This is a genomic window from Aeromonas sp. DSM 116730 (assembly GCF_046581335.1).
Lineage (GTDB): Bacteria > Pseudomonadota > Gammaproteobacteria > Enterobacterales > Aeromonadaceae > Aeromonas > Aeromonas rivipollensis.
This window is the reverse complement of record NZ_CP144265.1, coordinates 1,119,506-1,136,977: the sequence shown is the minus strand read 5'-3', so window position 1 is coordinate 1,136,977 and position 17,472 is coordinate 1,119,506. Positions and strand designations below refer to the sequence as shown.

Genomic DNA, 17,472 nt, shown 5'->3' with positions numbered 1-17,472 from the left:
ATTCAGGGCTTGGGGACTATGGGCAGATAGGGCAGCAGCCGATCCGTCTCGGCCTTGACCACCGCATAGCATTCGCAGCTGAGCTGCTCCAGCTTGGGCCTGTCCAGCACTGTGATGTGACCACGGCGGTACTCTATCACCCCCAGCTTTTGCAACTTGCTCGCCGCATCCGTCACCCCCTCCCGCCTGACCCCCAGCATGTTGGCGATCAGCTCCTGGGTCATGGAGAGCTTGTCACCCGAGAGCCTGTCGAGGGAGAGCAGCAGCCAGCGGCAGAGTTGCTGATCGATGGAGTGGTGACGATTGCACACCGCCGTCTGCGCCATCTGGGTCAAGAGCGCCTGGGTGTAGCGCAGCACCAGGTGCAACATGTCGCCGTGCAGATTGAATTCGCTTTTGAGCAACTGCCCCTTCAGGCGGTAGGCATGGCCAGCACTCTGCACCAGGGCGCGGCTGGTGGTGCTTTCGCCCCCCATGAACAGGGCCACCCCGATCAGCCCCTCGTTGCCCACCACGGAGATCTCCGCCGAGGCGCCGTCTTTCATCACATAGAGCAGGGAGACGATGCAGTCGATGGGGAAATAGACATGGCGCAGGGCATCGCCCGATTCGTACAAGACCTTGCCCAGGGGTAAATCTATGTATTCGAGGTGCGGCAGCAGACGCGTGTAGACCTCGGGGGGCAGGGCCGCCAGCAAATGGTTCAACCGCGGATGATGCTCAGGCATGTCTCTCTCTCCAGGTGGCGACTCACACGACAATTCAATCAAGGCTAAAGATAGGGCAAACCCACGACCTGGGCTAACGTATCGGCGCCATCACCACTGAACCGCCCGCAATACCCGAGCGGCCATATGTCCGTCATTCACACACTCCCTGTTATGTGTCCTAACGTACCGACACAACAATACGGATGAGGCATATTGAGGTCGTTCTGACACCCACAGACGCAGTGGGCGGCATGCTTGTTCGGGTGCCACTGCATCGCACAGCCAAGCGCAGTCATTGCTCGACATCAGGGCGCAATGGGACTGCCACCCCATCCACCTAGAGATGCCAGAGGGAGCGCCCCTCCCCCGGCACACAGCGGATATGGAGAAATATCATGAGCCCAGCTGAAAAAAGCGCCTCAGTCACCAAAGAGGACACCAGCGTCATCCCTGCCGGGGAGAAGAGAGAGGCAGACCATGCCGCTCACAACATCAACTCCACGGTGAAGCAGATGACGGAGAACACCCACGAGGCGGTCGACAAAGTCGCCAAGGCGGTCAATTCAACCGCCAACGTCTTGAGCGAGAAAGGCAATGAGATAAAGGAGGCCAGAGCCTCCAACCTCAAGGACCTGCGCGGCAAGATCAAGAGCAACCCCATGGGCAGCATCGGCATAGCGATCGCCATCGGCTTTATCGCCAGCTGGCTGCTGGCCGCCATTTTCTAGCAAAAAGCCCCCGGGCCCATCTCCTGGGTCCGGGGGCCATGTCATTCAGCCTGTGGCGCAAGCAAAAGAGATCCCAGCATCAGCAAGGGGACCGCAGGTCTGGGGATCTATGTGGATCAGGGGCGGCTATACCCGCCCCTTGTATTTTTGGTGGCTGCGTTTACGGCATCACTTCAAACGCAGATCATTTTTCACCGAGGTGACTCCAGCGACCCCGCTGGCCACCCTGCTGGCCTTGTCGATGCTCGCCTTGGAGCTGACAAAGCCACTCAATTGCACCACCCCTTTGAAGGTTTCCACATTGATTTCTGCCGATTTGAGTTCAGGGTCGGAAAATATCGCAGAGATCACCTTGGTGGTGACCACGGAATCATCGATATATTCTCCCGTTCCTTCCTTGTTGGCCGTTGAGGCGCAGCCCATGGCGATGGCGGCCAGCAACAGGGCGGCAACGAAGGTATTGGTAACATGGTTAGGGTTTTTCATGACGATCTGACTCCCTCTCGAGTGAACATGACGCTGGCAACATCTGGAGAATGACCAGCCATGGCGCCCTGCCTCTCACACCACAGAGCTGTTACCGTTGCTGCACGCTGACTGGCGCATGGACGGCAACCTGTATACCTGACAGACAGGTTATTCCCCTTCCCCCTCCCCGTCTGTACGCTGGCGAACACAGCCGTCCAATACCCGCCCCACTTTTCCCACTCAGGCTTCGCCGAACGCAACCCATGCCATGGTGCGCACCATCAAGGGCGATAAGGCCCGCCCGTCAGCAAGGCCCCAAGGTTCAGCCCAAAAAGAAGGCCCCCGCATCAGCAGGGGCCTTCCGGCACTTTTCAGGCACTCTTCAGGGCACAAGGCCGGGCATCAGCAGTAGCCGTAGCCCAGCAGGCGCTGATAGCGCTGCTCCAGCAACTGGTCGCTGTCCAGCGGGCGCAAGGCAGCCAGGTCTTGCTTGATGCGATCCTTCAGGCGCTGGGCCATCAGCTCCACGTTGCGGTGGGCGCCGCCGAGGGGCTCTTCGACGATGCTGTCGATGAGTTTGAGCTCCTTCAGGCGCTGGGCCGTGATGCCCATGGCATCGGCGGCCACCGGTGCCTTGTCGGCGCTCTTCCACAGGATGGAGGCGCAACCTTCCGGCGAGATGACGGAGTAGGTGGAGTACTGCAGCATGTTGACCCGATCGCCCACACCGATGGCGAGGGCGCCGCCGGAGCCGCCTTCGCCTATCACGGTGCAGACCACGGGCACTGTCAGACCGGCCATGACTTTCAGGTTGCGGGCGATGGCCTCGGACTGACCACGCTCCTCGGCACCCACGCCGGGGTAGGCGCCCGGGGTGTCGATGAAGGTGATGATCGGCATCTTGAAGCGTTCGGCCATCTGCATCAGGCGCAGAGCCTTGCGGTACCCTTCCGGGCGCGGCATGCCGAAGTTGCGACGGATCTTCTCCTTGGTCTCGCGACCCTTCTGCTGACCAATCACCATCACAGGCTCGCCGTCCAGGCGGGCTATGCCGCCGACGATGGCCTTGTCATCGGCGTAGGCGCGATCACCGGCCAGCTCGTCGAAGTCGGTGAAGATCTGCTCGATGTAGTCGAGGGTGTAGGGGCGCTGGGGATGACGCGCCATCTGGGACACCTGCCAGGCACCCAGATCGCCGAAGATCTTCTTGGTCAGCTCTTCGTTTTTCTTCTCCAGCCGACGGATATCTTCGCTGAGATCCACGGCACTGTTGTGCTCGCTCACATGGCGAAGTTCATCGATCTGAGCCTGCAATTCGGCGATCGGCTGTTCAAAATCCAGAAAAAGACTCATAGGGACAATAGATCCTCTAATCAAAAACCAATTCAACCCGCTCTCGTCCAAGCAGGACTCGCAAGTCATCTATCAGTTGATCGGTGGGCGTCACCCGCCACTCGGTACCGAGCGTCAATCGCGCCCGGGAGCCGGGCCGACGATAGTTTACCTGAACCGGACAGACTCCGGCACGGGCGGGCTCCAAAATCTCGCACAAACGCGGGAAAAAGCGTTCGTCAATGCGTTGTTCATCGAGGGAAATGCGGATCGCCCTGGCGAAACGCTCCCTCGCATCGTTGATATCCAGCAATTCGCGGGCCGACATTTTAAGGCCACCGGAGAAGTCATCAAAGCTGACCTGTCCAGAAACCACTAAAATACGGTCTTTTTGCATCAATTCTTCGTATTTTTCCAGCGCTTCACTGAAGAGGGTCACATCCAGACGGCCGGATCTGTCGTCCAGGGTGAAGATCCCCATCTTGTTACCGCGCTTGGTCACCATGCTGCGGGCCGCAATCACCAGCCCGGCTGCCGTGGTCACCGTATCCCGGGAGGTGGGATGCAGATCACACAGACGGCCCGAGGTGTAGCGACGCAGCTCGCTGCTGTACTGGTTGATGGGGTGACCGGTGAGGTAGAGCCCGAGGGTCTCGCGCTCCCCCTCCAGCCACACCTTGTCGGGCCAGTGCGGTACATTGGCGAACGCCTTCTTGACGTCGTCTATCTCCTCGGTGAGCACGCCGAACATGTCGACCTGCCCCACCGCCTGCGCCTTGGCGTGCTGCTCGGCGGCGCGCATCGCCTCTTCCAGCGTCGCCATCAGGGCGGCGCGGTGCGGGCCCAGCCGGTCCATGGCACCGGAGAGGATGAGCTTCTCCATCACCCGCTTGTTGAGCTTCTTGATGTCGACTCTGTTGCAGAAGTCGAACAGGTCGCGGAAGGGACCGTCCTGATCCCGGGCGCTGAGAATGGCATCTATGGGGCCTTCGCCGACCCCTTTCACAGCACCTATGCCGTAGACGATATGGCCGTCCTCATTGACGCTGAACCGGTAGCGGCCGGTGTTCACGTCAGGGGGTATGACGGTGAGCCCCATGCGCTGGCACTCGTCCACTAGCGTCACTATCTTGTCGGTGTTGTCCATGTCGGCGGTCATCACCGCCGCCATGAACTCGGCCGGGAAGTGAGTCTTGAGCCAGAGGGTCTGGTAGGAGACCAGCGCATAGGCGGCGGAGTGGGACTTGTTGAAGCCATAGCCCGCAAACTTCTCTACCAGATCGAAGATCTTGATCGCCAGCTCGCCGTCGACCCCGTTCTTGACCGCCCCTTCCTCGAAGCCGGAACGCTGCTTGGCCATCTCGGCGGGGTTCTTCTTGCCCATGGCCCGGCGCAGCATGTCCGCGCCGCCCAGGGTGTAGCCCGCCAGCACCTGGGCTATCTGCATCACCTGCTCCTGGTAGAGGATGATGCCGTAGGTGGGCTCCAGTATGGGTTTGAGGCTCTCGTGCTGCCACTTCTCGTCCGGGTAGGAGATGGCCTCCTTGCCGTGCTTGCGCTCGATGAAGTTGTCCACCATGCCGGACTGCAGCGGGCCCGGACGGAACAGGGCCACCAGGGCGATCATGTCTTCGAAGCAGTCGGGCTGCAGCCGCTTGATCAGATCCTTCATGCCGCGGGATTCGAGCTGGAACACCGCAGTGGTCTCGAAGCGCTGCAAGAGCGCGAACGACTTCTTGTCGTCGATGGGGATGGCGGCGATGTCGACCGGCGGCTTGCCCTCCTTGGCCAGGCGCGGGTTGATCATGCCGAGCGCCCAGTCGATGATGGTGAGGGTCCTCAGACCCAGGAAGTCGAACTTCACCAGGCCCGCATACTCCACGTCGTTCTTGTCGAACTGGGTAACAGGGTGATGGCCGGAGTCGTCGCAGTAGAGCGGCGCGAAGTCGGTGATCTTGGTGGGGGCTATCACAACGCCACCGGCGTGTTTGCCGGCGTTGCGCACCACACCTTCCAGCCGGCGCGCCATGTCGATGAGGTCCTTGACCTCCTCGTCCTGCTCGTAGAGCTCCGGCAGCTTGGGCTCGGCCTCGAATGCCTTGGCGAGCGTCATGCCCGGATCCGGCGGAATGAGCTTGGAGATGCGATCCACAAACCCATAGGCGTGACCCAGCACCCGGCCCACGTCCCGCACCACCGCCTTGGCCGCCATGCTGCCGAAGGTGATGATCTGGGACACCGCCTCCCGGCCATACATCTCGGAGACGTGCTCGATCACCTCGTCCCGTCTGTCCATGCAGAAGTCGACGTCGAAGTCGGGCATGGAGACCCGCTCGGGGTTGAGGAAGCGTTCGAACAGCAGATCAAACTCGAGGGGATCCAGATCGGTGATCTTGAGGGCGTAGGCCACCAGGGAGCCCGCCCCCGAGCCCCGGCCCGGGCCAACCGGGATGCCGTTGTCCTTGGACCACTGGATAAACTCCATCACTATGAGGAAGTAACCCGGGAAGCCCATCTGGTTGATCACCTTGAGCTCTATGTCGAGGCGCTCGTCGTATTCGCCACGCTTGGCGGCGCGCACTTGCGGATCCGGGAACAGGAAGGCCAGACGGTCCTCCAGCCCCTCCTTGGACTTCATTACCAGGAAGTCTTCGGTGCTCATGTCGCCGGTCGGGAAGTTCGGCAGGAAGTATTCGCCCAGACGCACAGTCACGTTGCAGCGCTTGGCGATCTCCACCGTGTTTTCCAGCGCCTCGGGAATGTCGGCAAACAGCTCGCACATTTCTTCCTGGCTGCGCAGGTACTGCTGCGGGCTGTAGCGGCGCGGACGGCGCTTGTCCATCAGGGTGTAGCCGTCGTGGATGGCGACCCGGATCTCGTGGGCATCGAAGTCGTCGGCCCCGAGGAACACCACCTCGTTGGTGGCCACCACAGGCAGCTCGAACTCGGCGGCGATGGCCACCGCCATGTGCAGATAGACCTCTTCATCGGGACGGCCGGTACGCAGCAGCTCGAGGTAGTAGGCATCCGGGAAGTGAGTCCGGTAGAAGGCGAGGCTCTGCTCCACCATCTGACGGTTGCCCTTGAGCAGGAACTTGCCGAGATCCCCCTCGCGACCGCCTGAGAGCACTATCACCCCCTTGGCATGTTCGACCAGCCAGCCCTTGTCGATGACGGGGCGCCCCTGCACGTGACCGCGCTGGTAGCCGCGGGAGATGAGCAGGGTGATGTTCTGGTAGCCGTCGTTGTCCATGGCGAGCAGGGTGAGGCGGAACTGCTCGTCACCGAGCTCATCGCTCTGCACCCAGAAATCCGCCCCGACCAGAGGCTTGATCCCCTTGCCATGGGCTGAGCCATAGAAGCGCACCAGGCCGCACATGTTCATCTGGTCGGTCAGGGCCAGGGCCGGCATGTTGTTGGCCGCGGCGGCCGAGACGATGGGGCCAATCTTTTGCAGGCCATCGACCATGGAGAAGTCGGAGTGGACCCGCAGGTGGACGAAGCGAGGATCGGCCATGGTTATTCGATCCCCAGCGCCCGGCGCACCGGTTTGAAGCTCTGCCGATATTCGGGCAGGGGGCCGCGCTCGGCCAATATGGCGAGGTGTTCGGCGGTGGGATAACCCTTGTGACGGGCGAAGCCGTACTCTGGATGACGGCTGTCCAGCTCGGTCATCTCGGCGTCACGGGTCACCTTGGCGAGGATGGAGGCGGCACTGATGGCGGCCACCAGGCTGTCACCCTTGACCACGGCGCGCGCCTCCATGGGCAAGCTTGGGCAGCGGTTGCCGTCGATAAAGACCAGCTCGGGGGTCATGGAGAGGCCCGCCACGGCGCGCTGCATGGCCAGCATGGTGGCGTGCAGTATGTTGAGCTGGTCGATCTCATCCGGGGTGGCGCGGCCTATGGACCAGGCCAAGGCCTTTGCCTTGATCTCGCCATACAGGGCGAGGCGCTTCTTCTCGGAGAGCTTCTTGGAGTCGGCGAGGCCTTCAATGGGATTGGCGGGATCCAGGATCACCGCGGCGGTGACCACGTCACCCACCAGGGGGCCACGGCCCACCTCGTCAACCCCGGCAACCAGCTTGTCTTGTGGAATATCGATCGTCATATCACAGGCCTTGAATCAAAACCGGCCCCGCAGGGCCAGTATCAGCACAACATAACGCCAAAAGCGCGCCGCCAGCCACCCTAACTGTCGAGCAGCTCGGCCACCGCCTCGGCGGCCTGCACATCGGCGTTGCAGCGGATCTTCTGGTGCAACTTGGTGAAGGTGGCGATGAGCTCGCTGTTGTCGTGCTCCAGCAACTTGCTGACCTCTTCCACCAGATTGGCCGGGGTGCACTCATGCTGGATGAGCTCGGGCACCAGCATCCGGTCTGCCAGCAGATTCGGCAGGGAGACGTACTCCGTCTTCACCAGCCACTGGGCCAGCCAGTAGCTGAGCGGCTTGAGCTTGTAACCCACCACCATGGGCCGCTTCACCAGCATGGCTTCCAGCGCGGCCGTGCCGGAGGCCAGCATCACCACGTCGGCGGCTATCATGGCCTCACGGCCCTGACCGTCCAGCAGCACCATGTCGAGATCCGGCGCCACTTCGGCCTTGATGGCGAGGAACTGCTCGCGCCGCGTCTCGTTCACCAGCGGCACTATGAAGCCGAGATCCGGGCAGTGCACCGTCAGGTGCTTGCACGCCTCGAGGAAGACGGGGGACATGAAGCCGACCTCGGCGCTGCGGCTGCCCGGCAACACCGCCAGCCAGCGGCGGCCCGGCTCCAGGCCGAGTGCCTCACGCATCTCCTGCTGATCCGGCACCAGGGGAATGTCGTCCGCCATGGTGTGCCCGACAAAGCGGCAGGGGGCATCGAAACGGTCGTAGAAGGCTTTCTCGAACGGCAGGAAGGCGAGCACCATGTCGGTGGCGGCCTTGATCTTGTGAATACGGCCCTGACGCCAGGCCCAGACAGAGGGGCTGACATAGTGGACCGTCTTGATACCGGCGCGGCGCAGTTTCAGCTCCACCCCGATATTGAAATCAGGTGCATCCACCCCGACGAAGATGTCAGGAGGATTGGCAATAAAGTGGCGCAGCAGCTCGCGGCGCACTTGGAGGATCCGGGGCAGACGTCCCAGCACCTCGCTGATGCCCATGACGGAAAGCTCTTCCATCTCGAACAGGGCCTTGACGCCCAGGGCCTGCATCCGCGGCCCGGCGATCCCTTCGAACTGGGCATCGGGATAGCGAGCCAGCAGCTCGCGCACCAGACCGGCAGCCAGGATGTCGCCGGAGGTCTCTCCGGCGACTATGCCGATGCGGATAGGCTTAGGCACGGATGATCCCGCGCTCGTTGCCCTTGAGGAAATCCACATAGAGCTGGACGGCCGGCTCGGTAGCCGCCATCTCGCTCAGTACCGGCAGCACCTCTTCAATGGTCTTGCCGGAGCGGAAGATCTCCTTGTAGGCACGCTTGACGGCCGAAATGGCTTCCGCGCTGAAGCCACGACGACGCAGCCCTTCGGAGTTGACCCCGAATGGCTTGGCGTAGTTGCCGGCGGCCATCACGTAGGGCGGCACGTCCTTGTTCAGGGCGGCGCAGCCACCGACGAAGGCGTGGGAGCCTACGCGGCCGAACTGGTGAATGGCAGACAGACCGCCGAAGATCACGAAGTCACCGATGTGAACGTGGCCCGCCAGGGTCGCGTTGTTGGCGAAGATGCAGTTGTCACCGATCATGCAGTCGTGGGCCACGTGGACGTTGACCATGAAGAGGTTGCCGCTGCCCACCTTGGTCAGGCTCTGATCCTGGGTGGTGCCGCGGTGCACTGTGCAATTCTCACGAAACACGTTGTTGTCGCCGATCTCGAGGAAGGTGCGCTCACCGGCGTACTTCTTGTCCTGGCAATCCTCACCTATGGAGGTGTGCTGGAAGATCTTGTTGCCACGGCCGATCTTGGTCGGGCCCTTGATCACCACGTGGGAACCCACCCAGGTGTCGTCACCTATCTCCACCTCGGCACCAATGACGGTAAAGGGGCCGATTTCAACCCCTTTGCCGATCACGGCAGACTCATGGACGATGGCGGTATCGTGGATGATGGCAGTCTGGTCAATCACGGTTACACCTCGCGTTTGGCGCACATCAGTTCGGCGGTACAGACCACTTCACCGTCGACGGTGGCAACGCCGGTGAACTTGGCGATGCCGCGACGCTCCTTCAGGAACTCTACGTCGAGCACCAGCTGATCGCCAGGGCCGACCGGACGCTTGAAGCGGGCATTGTCGATGGAGGCGAAGTAATAGAGCTCATTGGGGGACGGCTTGCCCACCATGGTAAAGGCCAGGATACCGGTCGCCTGGGCCATGGCCTCCAGGATCAGCACACCGGGGAACACCGGCTTGGCCGGGAAGTGCCCCTGGAAGATCGGCTCGTTGAACGAGACGTTCTTGATGGCGCGCAGGGTCTTGCGCTCATCGCTGATCTCGTAATTTTCCACCTTGTCCACCATCAGGAACGGATAACGGTGGGGCAGCAGATCCATGATTTCCTGGATCCCCAGGCTTTTCTTTTCAGTAGTCAAAACAGTACCCTATACCAATCGTGATTATTCTTGATCCAGCTTTTTCTCAAGTCGGCTCAACCGCTTGTGCATCTCTTCGATACGCATCACCCGGGCGGCGGTCTTGCGCCACTCTTTATTGGTTTGCAGGGGGATGCCGGAAGAGTAGATGCCGGGCTCGGTAATGGGTCGCATCACCATGGCCATACCGGTGACGGTGGCCTGGTCGCAGATCTCCATGTGCCCGTTAAAGACGGAAGCGCCGCCAATGATACAGTATTTGCCGACCTTGAGACTACCGGCCATCACGGTCGAGCCCGCCACGGCGGTGCCGTAGCCAATCTCGACGTTGTGGGCGATCTGGCACTGGTTGTCGATGATGACGTTGTCCGCGATGCGGGTGTCTTCCAGGGCACCGCGGTCTATGGTGGTGCAGGCACCGATTTCCACCCGGTTGCCTATGGTCACGCCGCCGAGCTGGGGGATCTTGATCCACTCGCCACGCTCGTTGGCATAACCGAAACCGTCGGCCCCGATCACGGTGCCGGCTTGCACCAGACAGTCCGTGCCCAGGGTCACGTTATGATACAGGGTGACGTTGGCCCACAACCGGGAGCGTGCTCCCAGTCGGGTATTCTTGCCAACGAAACAGCCCGGACCTATGCGGACATCATCCCCCAGCACGACGCCGGATTCGATGACCGCATTGGCGCCGATGGCCACTCTCTCGCCCAGTTGCACATCCGCCGCTATGACGGCACTCGGATGTATATCCGTGGCCGGCTGCGGTGTAGTGTCCAGCAGTTGGGCTACCCGGGCAAACCCCACATAGGGGTCTTTGAGCACCAGGGCATTGGTGGGGCAAAACGGCAGGTCCGCCTCAGTGATGAGCACGGCAGTCGCCTTGCTCTGCTCCAGGAAATGCCGGTACTTCTTGTTGGACAGGAAGGCAATCTCCCCCTCCCCGGCTTTTTCCAGTGTCGCTACCTTGCGGATTTCCCGGGTCCCATCCCCATGGACCTCGGCCCCCAGTTGCTGGGCCAGCTGTGCGAGAGTGAATGCCATCAATTAGTTGCTCTTGCTTACCTGAGAGATAACCTGGCTGGAGATGTCCAGCTTGCTGGCGGCATAGGGAGCAGCATTGCGCTCCAGCACCAGATCATAGCCATTGCTCTTGGCGATGGAATCGATGGCAGCCTGTACCTTGGTCAGGATCTTGTTGCGCTCTTCAGCCTGACGACGACCGTTGTCCTGCTCGAACGCCTGACGCTTCTGATTGAACTCCATCTGCAGCTTGGCCAGCTTCTCCTGGTTCTGCTTCTTCTGCTCGTTGCTCATGAAGGCTTCGTCCTTCTTGAACTTCTCGACCAGAGCCTGACCGTCGGATTCCAGTTTCTGCAGCTCGCGCATGCGCGGCTCGAACTCACCCTTCAGCTTCTTGGCCACGGCTTCACGCTGGGGCAGCTTTTGGAAGACTTCGCCCATGTCTACCACGGCGATCTTGGTCTCAGCCCAGGCGGAGCCCATACCGGCAGCCATCAGTGCAAAACTCAAACCAGCTACTTTCAACGCTTTATTCACACTTACTCCTTGGTCCCTCGGTTGAGGGCTACCTGATTTACCTGATTGTGCAAGCGATCTCTGGGACCGGCTTGTTACCTGGTGAGGCACGCAAGCTGCGCGTCCCATCATTGAATACCCCCACCGAAGTGGGGGAGCGTCCGCGCCCTTAGAAGGTACGGCCGATGTTGAAGGAGAAGACTTCGGTATCGTCCCCTTCGTATTTCTTGAGCGGTTGTGCAATCACGAACACCAGGGGTCCCATGGGGGAGAGCCACTGCAGTGACAGACCCGCCGACATCCGGATATTGGTGGGGTCAGAATAGTCCATCAGATAGTTACAGCCACTGAAGCAACGGTTCTGGTACTGACCATATTCGAAGGTGGTGTCCCACACTGTACCGGCATCGATGAAGAAGCTGGTCCGCAGCTGGGGCTGGTAGCTTTCAGACGCGAACGGCGTCGGCACTATCATCTCGAGGGAGGCTACCGCCAGGGCATTGCCCCCCACAGAGCTGTCGGTGCCCTGGATCACGTCGTTACCGCCCAGGTTGTAGTAGTAGAGCGCCTTAGGACCGACAGTGTTGCTCTTGAAGCCGCGCAGGGTGTCGAAGCCACCGGCATAGTAGTTCTCGAAGAAGGGCAGCACGTGGTCGTAGTCACCGTTGCTGCCATAGCCATTGCCGTAAGAGGCGCGGGCCTTGGCCAGCATGACCCACTGGTGGTCGGCATCAAACGGGAAGTAATGGGAGTCTTCGGCGTTGAGCTTGAAGTACTGCAGATCCATGCCAGGCACAGTCACCTTGGCGTTCACCCGCTGACGGTCACCCGCGGTCGGGAACTGGCCCTTGTTGAGGGTGGAGCGAGTCCAGCCAGCGGTGACATCCACAGTGTTGAACACCATGCGGTTGTCGCCGTCCAGGTTGGCCTGGTACACCTTCCAGAACTCATCCACCTGCACATAGGGGTTGGGCTGGGACAGCTTGTTGTTCTCGTAGCCGAGGCTGAAGTCGAGACGGTTGTTCTCGTTGACCGGGAAACCACTGGAGAGGCGGAAGCCTATGGTGGTGTTTTCGTAGTCGACGATGTTGGCATCGGCCGCACTGAACTTGTTGTAGTAGAGGCGGCCGCCCAGGCTGACGCCATCGACGGTGAAGTAGGGATCGTTGTAGCTGAGATCGATGTTCTTCGAGTAGTCGTTGGTGCTGGCATTGATGCCGATCTTCTTGCCGGTCCCCATGAAGTTGTCTTGCTGCAGGCCCGCCTGCAGGCTCAGACCAGACTCGGTACCGTAGCCGATACCGGCGTTGATGGAACCTGCCGGTTGCTCCTTGACCTTGAAGTCCAGATCGACCTGATCGTCGCTGCCCGCCACCCGTTTGGTGTCCACTTCCGCGGTCTCGAAGAAGCCGAGGCGGTTGAGACGGGTCTTGGACTGCTCGACGTTGTCGGAGGAGAGCCAGGTGCCTTCCATCTGACGCATCTCGCGACGCAGCACTTCGTCCTTGGTGGTGACGTTGCCGCTGAAGTTGATGTTGCGCACATAGACCCGGGGGCCCGGCTCTATGTTGACGATCAGCTCCACTTCCTTGGTCTGGTCATTGACCTGGGGGAAGGTGACCACTTTGGGGTAGGCATAGCCATAACGGCCGAGGAACTTGGAGAGCACCTCTTCGGTGTGGGTCACCTGGCTGGCGGAGTAGACGCTGCCCGCCTCTATGGGGATGAGCCCCTTCATATCGCCGCCACGGTCGATGAGATCGCCCTTGAGCTGCACGCCGGAGACCTTGTACTGATCCCCTTCCTTGATGTTCAGGGTGACGTAGACACCCTTCTTGTCCGGGGTCATGGAGACCTGGGTGGACTCCTGGGCGAAACGTATGTAGCCGCGGTCCATGTAGTAGGAACGCAGCACTTCGATGTCACCGGCCAGCTTCTGCTTCTGATAGCGCTGATCGCCGGTGAAGTTCCACCAGGGCACGTCGTCCTTCAAGGAGAGCTGGGCCAGCAGTTTCTCTTCCGGGAACACCTGGTTGCCGACTATGTTGATCTGCTGGATCTTGGCCGCTTCCCCTTCCACGAAGGTGAACTTGAGGTCGACCCGGTTGCGAGGCAGCGGGGTGACGATGGCCTTGACCTTGGCGGAGTACTTGCCCACGCCGTAGTAGAAATCTTCCAGTCCCTTCTCGAGGGAGCTCAGCACGGTGCGATCCAGGGGATCACCGACGCGGATGCCGGAGGACTCCAGGCTCTGGGTCAGCTGCTCCTCCTTGATGTCCTTGTTGCCGGAAAACTCGATGCTGGAGATGGTCGGGCGTTCCTTCACCACGACTTGCAGCACCTGGCCGTCACGATAGACCTTGACGTCCTCGAAGTTGCCGGAGGCATAGAGCTTCTTGATGGCGTTGGCCAGGGCCACCGAGTCCACGGAGTCACCGACCCGGACCGGCAGATTCAACAGGGCGGCGCCCAGGGTCACCCGCTGCAGACCCTCGACCTGAATGTCTTGCACCACAAAAGAGGCAGGGGCCGCCTGAGCCAGGAAGCTGGCTCCCAGCAGGCAACTCAACACCAATGCTTTTTTAACAGCCATTTTGTTCTTATGTGTCCTTGTTGATGCTCTAGCCTCAGAGGCGAGCGAAATCATTAAACAGCGCAATGCCCATCAGTAACATCAGAATGGCGGCGCCTATCCTGAACCCAATTTCCTGAATTTTTTCTGGTACCGGCTTGCCGGTGACTGCCTCGATGAGGAAGTAGACCAAATGGCCCCCATCCAGCACCGGCAGGGGGAACAGATTGATGATCCCCAGGTTGACGCTGATGAGCGCCAGGAAACCGAGGAAATAGACCAACCCGTAATCTGCGCTGCTGCCAGCCCCCTTGGCGATGGAGATGGGGCCGCTCAGGTTGTCCAGGGAGACGATGCCACCGATCAGCTTGCCGATCATGTCGAAGGTCAGCGTGATCAGGCTCCAGGTCTTCTGGACCCCATGCCACAGGGCTTGCAAAGGCCCATACTGTAACAGAACTCGATACTCATCCGGTAATGGAACCAGTTGCGGCGACAAGCCGACGAAACCGACCAGCTGGCCCCGTACTTTTTTCACATCCGGGGTCAGGGTCAGGGTCAGATCGCTGCCCTTGCGCTCCACCGTCACCTGCAGTGGCTGCTCCGGTGATTGCTGCACTCGCTCGACAAACTCGGTCCATTCGGTGATCGCCTGATCACCCACGCCCTTGATGCGATCCCCCACCTGCAGACCCGCCTTCTCGCTGGCGCTCGAGGGCACTATGGCCTGCACCACCGGCAGCACCTTGCCGCCGAGAGGGACTATCCCCAGGCTGCCGATGGGGGACTCTTTGTCCGGATCGAAGGTCCAGCTATCCAGCATCAGCGTCTTGTCGACGGCGTAGCTGGCGCCTGGCGCCTTCAGCTTGAGCTGTACCGATTTGTCTCCCAGATGGCTGATGAGGGCATAGGTCACGCTCTCCCAGTCTCCGGTGGCCTCGTCGCCGACGCCGACGATCTCCATGCCAGGCGCTATGCCGGCCTGGGCCACTATGGACGCAGGGCGCACCTCGCCGACCACCGGCTTGACGCTGGGCACCCCTATCATGAACATCAGCCAGAAGGCGAACAGGGCGAACACGAAGTTCGCCATGGGGCCGGCCGCGACTATGGCCATCCGTGCCCAGACGCTCTTGTGGTTGAAGGCCTGTGCCTCCTCCCCCGGCTTGAGTTCATCGACCCGGCCGTCCAGCATCTTGACGTAGCCACCCAGCGGGATCAGGGCCAGCACATATTCGGTGCCATCCTTGCCGATGCGGCGCCAGATAGCCTTGCCAAAGCCGATGGAGAAACGCTCGACCTTGACGCCGCAGCGGCGGGCTACCCAGAAGTGGCCAAATTCATGCACCGCCACCAGCAGCCCCAGGGCCACGATGAAGGCACCAATATTCCATAACAAGGCGCCCATCAGCCGATCACCTCGGGGTCATGTCCAGTTCGGCGCTCGAGGGCGTAGAGAGCGGCACCAGGCCACCACAGTCCGTTCATACGGCAAGCTCCTCTATCAGTTGCTGGGCATGGGCACGGGCCCTGCCATCCAGCGCAATCAGATCCTCCAGCGAACCTGCGGCACTGGTGCCCAGTGTCGTCATGATGGATTCGTTGACTCTGGCAATATCCATAAATCCAATGCGCTCTGCAAGAAAAGCCGCGACGGCCTCTTCATTGGCGGCATTGAGAGAGGTGGTCGCCGCCTGTCCTTGCTGGCAGGCCGCCATGGCCAGTGCCAGGCAGGGATAACGGGCGTAGTCGGGGCGGATAAAGCTGAACTCTCCGACACTGAAGAAATCCAAAGGTTCCACACCGGACTCAATCCTGGCCGGGTAGGCCAGGGCGTGGGCTATGGGGGTACACATGTCCGGGTTGCCGAGCTGGGCCAGCACTGAACCGTCCTTGTACTGCACCATGGAGTGGATCACCGACTGGGGGTGGATCACCACCTGGATCTGCTCCGGGAGGGCGTTGAACAGCCAGCGCGCCTCTATGTATTCCAGCCCCTTGTTGATCATGGTGGCGGAGTCCACCGAGATCTTGGCCCCCATGGACCAGTTGGGGTGCGCCACCGCCTGGGCTGGCGTGACCCTGGCCAGCTCGTCGATGTCGGTATAGCGGAAGGGGCCGCCTGAGCCGGTCAGCAGTATCTTGCTGATGCCCGCCCCGGCCAGATCGCAGAAGCCAGGCTCGCGCTGAATAGCCTCGGGCAGGCACTGGAAGATCGCATTGTGTTCGCTGTCGATGGGCAGCAGCTCGGCGCCATGGTGGCGTACCGCCTCCATGAAGAAGGCGCCGGACATCACCAGGGCCTCCTTGTTGGCCAGCAGGATCCGCTTGCCGGCACGCACGGCGGCCATGGTGGGTGCCAGACCCGCCGCACCGACGATGGCCGCCATGACGCTGTGGGCGTCAGGGTGAGCGGCGACCTCGCACAGGGCAGCCTGACCGCAAAGCACCCGGGTGGCGCAGCCATGGGTCTTGAGGCGCCCGGCCAGATCGCTGGCGGCGCTCTCATCCACCATGACGGCGAAACGGGGGGAGAATTCGAGACAGTCCCGCACCATGGCATCCACGCTGCGAGCCGCGGTCAGCGCCAGCACCTGCCAGCGCCCCGGATTCTGCCGCAGCACCTTGAGGGTGCTCTGACCGATGGAGCCGGAAGCTCCCAGAATGACCAGATTGCGCATCAGAACTCCTGACCGAGTAGCAGATAGCTGAGCAGGAAGACGGGCAGCGCCGCCGTCAGGCTGTCGATGCGATCGAGGATGCCGCCGTGACCCGGCAGCAGGGTGCCGGAATCCTTGATGCCGGCCTCCCGCTTGAACATGCTCTCGGTCAAATCGCCGAGCACGGACGCCAGCACCGCCAGCAGGGAGCAGAGCAGTACCACCCCCATCTTGGCAGGCACGAAGCCCATGAACCAGGTCACGCCTATGGCCAGCACGCTGGCGGTAAAGAGGCCGCCCAGCATGCCCTCTATGGTTTTACCCGGGCTGACGGCCGGGGCCAGCTTGTGCTTGCCGAACGCCTTGCCGAAAAAATACGCGCCAGAATCTGCCGCCCAGACCAGGCCCATCACGAACAGCAGGATCCAGGCCCCCATCATGGGGTCGTGATAGAAGTTGTACCCACGGATGGCCACCAGAGACCAGAAGAAGGGCACCAGGGTCACCAGACCGAACAGGGACTTGAGCCAGACGGACTCTTTCCACAGCCTGGCGCTGCGGGGGTAGCGCAGCACCAGCAGCAGCCCGAGCAGCCACCAGCTGATGGCGGTCCAGAGCACGCCCAGCACCAGCGGATGCAGCTGGGGGATCCAGAGTTGCTCTACCGGCACCCAGAACAGGCTGGCACCGAGCAACAGGCAGAACACCAGCGGCAACCATTGTTGCGGCTGGGCAGAGACGAAGGCGCTCCACTCACGGCTGGCCAGCAGAAAGACCAGGGCAGCGAGCAGGGCAAAGAATTGCAATGGCAGGAAAAACAGTGCCCCCAACACCAGGGGTACTAACAGTAATGCGGTAATAATTCGTTGTTTTAGCAAAAGAAAC

The 17,472-nt window shown here is 61.2% G+C and carries 15 protein-coding genes; 1 reads left to right on the top strand and 14 read right to left on the bottom strand.

Features of this window, described 5'->3' with window-relative positions; all coding sequences use genetic code 11:
* Positions 1-2: 2 nt before the first annotated feature.
* Positions 3-728, bottom strand: coding sequence for a Crp/Fnr family transcriptional regulator (locus tag Aeroheme_RS05445; protein WP_106886082.1), 726 nt, complete (start codon positions 726-728; stop codon positions 3-5).
* A gap of 377 nt (positions 729-1,105) precedes the next feature.
* Between Aeroheme_RS05445 and Aeroheme_RS05440 the strand changes: the two genes are divergently transcribed.
* Positions 1,106-1,438 (top strand): hypothetical protein, encoded by a 333-nt coding sequence (locus Aeroheme_RS05440; RefSeq protein ID WP_395949621.1) that lies wholly within the window; start codon positions 1,106-1,108, stop codon positions 1,436-1,438.
* Between the two features lie 168 nt (positions 1,439-1,606).
* Here Aeroheme_RS05440 and Aeroheme_RS05435 read toward each other — a convergent pair whose 3' ends face one another.
* The 13 genes from Aeroheme_RS05435 to Aeroheme_RS05375 form a co-directional block, all read right to left on the bottom strand.
* The gene (locus Aeroheme_RS05435) at positions 1,607-1,924 is read right to left on the bottom strand and encodes a BON domain-containing protein (RefSeq protein ID WP_139745759.1); all 318 of its coding nucleotides are present in this window, start codon (positions 1,922-1,924) and stop codon (positions 1,607-1,609) included.
* A 384-nt stretch (positions 1,925-2,308) separates the two neighbouring features.
* Entirely contained in the window at positions 2,309-3,259 is a 951-nt protein-coding gene (gene accA / locus Aeroheme_RS05430) for an acetyl-CoA carboxylase carboxyl transferase subunit alpha (protein ID WP_025327902.1), read from the bottom strand.
* Positions 3,260-3,275: 16 nt separating this feature from the next.
* Positions 3,276-6,755: a DNA polymerase III subunit alpha gene (gene dnaE, locus Aeroheme_RS05425; protein ID WP_139745758.1), complete on the bottom strand. Its 3,480-nt coding sequence runs from the start codon at positions 6,753-6,755 to the stop codon at positions 3,276-3,278.
* 2 nt (positions 6,756-6,757) lie between these two features.
* Positions 6,758-7,348, bottom strand: coding sequence for a ribonuclease HII (gene rnhB / locus Aeroheme_RS05420; protein WP_111909931.1), 591 nt, complete (start codon positions 7,346-7,348; stop codon positions 6,758-6,760).
* Between the two features lie 80 nt (positions 7,349-7,428).
* Complete coding sequence (gene lpxB / locus Aeroheme_RS05415; protein WP_111909930.1) at positions 7,429-8,568, bottom strand: lipid-A-disaccharide synthase; 1,140 nt, start codon at positions 8,566-8,568, stop codon at positions 7,429-7,431.
* Positions 8,561-9,352, bottom strand: a complete 792-nt coding sequence (gene lpxA, locus Aeroheme_RS05410) for an acyl-ACP--UDP-N-acetylglucosamine O-acyltransferase (RefSeq protein ID WP_307764113.1) — start codon at positions 9,350-9,352, stop codon at positions 8,561-8,563. Before lpxA ends, lpxB begins: the two co-directional genes overlap by 8 nt.
* A 2-nt stretch (positions 9,353-9,354) precedes the next feature.
* A complete protein-coding gene (fabZ, locus tag Aeroheme_RS05405; RefSeq protein WP_010673414.1) occupies positions 9,355-9,816 on the bottom strand; it encodes a 3-hydroxyacyl-ACP dehydratase FabZ in 462 nt (153 codons plus the stop codon).
* A 24-nt stretch (positions 9,817-9,840) separates the two neighbouring features.
* The gene (gene lpxD, locus Aeroheme_RS05400; RefSeq protein ID WP_106887881.1) at positions 9,841-10,860 is read right to left on the bottom strand and encodes a UDP-3-O-(3-hydroxymyristoyl)glucosamine N-acyltransferase; all 1,020 of its coding nucleotides are present in this window, start codon (positions 10,858-10,860) and stop codon (positions 9,841-9,843) included.
* Between the two features lie 3 nt (positions 10,861-10,863).
* Positions 10,864-11,376, bottom strand: coding sequence for an OmpH family outer membrane protein (locus Aeroheme_RS05395; RefSeq protein ID WP_025327908.1), 513 nt, complete (start codon positions 11,374-11,376; stop codon positions 10,864-10,866).
* 148 nt (positions 11,377-11,524) lie between these two features.
* Entirely contained in the window at positions 11,525-13,948 is a 2,424-nt protein-coding gene (bamA, locus tag Aeroheme_RS05390; protein WP_111909928.1) for an outer membrane protein assembly factor BamA, read from the bottom strand.
* Between the two features lie 34 nt (positions 13,949-13,982).
* Positions 13,983-15,335, bottom strand: coding sequence for a sigma E protease regulator RseP (gene rseP, locus Aeroheme_RS05385; protein WP_411166828.1), 1,353 nt, complete (start codon positions 15,333-15,335; stop codon positions 13,983-13,985).
* A gap of 76 nt (positions 15,336-15,411) precedes the next feature.
* On the bottom strand, positions 15,412-16,608 hold the full coding sequence (ispC, locus tag Aeroheme_RS05380) for a 1-deoxy-D-xylulose-5-phosphate reductoisomerase (RefSeq protein WP_111909926.1): 1,197 nt from the start codon (positions 16,606-16,608) through the stop codon (positions 15,412-15,414).
* Positions 16,608-17,465, bottom strand: a complete 858-nt coding sequence (locus Aeroheme_RS05375) for a phosphatidate cytidylyltransferase (protein WP_411166827.1) — start codon at positions 17,463-17,465, stop codon at positions 16,608-16,610. Before Aeroheme_RS05375 ends, ispC begins: the two co-directional genes overlap by 1 nt.
* Between the last annotated feature and the right edge of the window lie 7 nt (positions 17,466-17,472).

Coding starts and splice junctions, on each gene's coding strand:
- Aeroheme_RS05445 (WP_106886082.1), bottom strand. CDS start 728: ATGCCTGAGCATCATCCGCGGTTGAACCATTTGCTGGCGGCCCTGCCC.
- Aeroheme_RS05440 (WP_395949621.1), top strand. CDS start 1,106: ATGAGCCCAGCTGAAAAAAGCGCCTCAGTCACCAAAGAGGACACCAGC.
- Aeroheme_RS05435 (WP_139745759.1), bottom strand. CDS start 1,924: ATGAAAAACCCTAACCATGTTACCAATACCTTCGTTGCCGCCCTGTTG.
- accA (WP_025327902.1), bottom strand. CDS start 3,259: ATGAGTCTTTTTCTGGATTTTGAACAGCCGATCGCCGAATTGCAGGCT.
- dnaE (WP_139745758.1), bottom strand. CDS start 6,755: ATGGCCGATCCTCGCTTCGTCCACCTGCGGGTCCACTCCGACTTCTCC.
- rnhB (WP_111909931.1), bottom strand. CDS start 7,348: ATGACGATCGATATTCCACAAGACAAGCTGGTTGCCGGGGTTGACGAG.
- lpxD (WP_106887881.1), bottom strand. CDS start 10,860: ATGGCATTCACTCTCGCACAGCTGGCCCAGCAACTGGGGGCCGAGGTC.
- bamA (WP_111909928.1), bottom strand. CDS start 13,948: ATGGCTGTTAAAAAAGCATTGGTGTTGAGTTGCCTGCTGGGAGCCAGC.
- rseP (WP_411166828.1), bottom strand. CDS start 15,335: ATGGGCGCCTTGTTATGGAATATTGGTGCCTTCATCGTGGCCCTGGGG.
- ispC (WP_111909926.1), bottom strand. CDS start 16,608: ATGCGCAATCTGGTCATTCTGGGAGCTTCCGGCTCCATCGGTCAGAGC.